Annotated in this window: 1 protein-coding gene; it reads right to left on the reverse strand. The window is 56.8% G+C overall.

The window, feature by feature from the left end; genetic code table 11:
- Positions 1 to 85: 85 nt before the first annotated feature.
- Positions 86 to 308, reverse strand: a 223-nt coding sequence (locus CLOSYM_RS23160) for a hypothetical protein (RefSeq protein ID WP_021640924.1), incomplete at its 5' end; no start/stop codon positions are given.

Genomic DNA, 308 nt, shown 5'->3' on the forward strand with positions numbered 1-308 from the left:
GCCTTTCATAAAGGCGCAATGAAGGCATATCGTATTTCCCATACACGGTAGCACTGAGTGGCCTCGACAAGGTACGCACCCGCACTTAATGCGTGAGACATTCAGCGGCCGCAGGCCAGTGGACGGGGCTGATACACCTGGCAGAGTCTTTCGTCCCGTCGATAACCTTCCGGATAGCATTCTCTCCGGCTCCGCACTGCGAAAACAAAACTATAGTATCTCCTTCTCCTGCCAGCAATGTCACTTCCCCCGGGACGAAAGACTCATAAACCCACCCCACCACCCCGTCCGCTGGCCGTCCCGGGCGT

This window comes from [Clostridium] symbiosum ATCC 14940, from assembly GCF_000466485.1.
Lineage (GTDB): Bacteria > Bacillota > Clostridia > Lachnospirales > Lachnospiraceae > Otoolea > Otoolea symbiosa.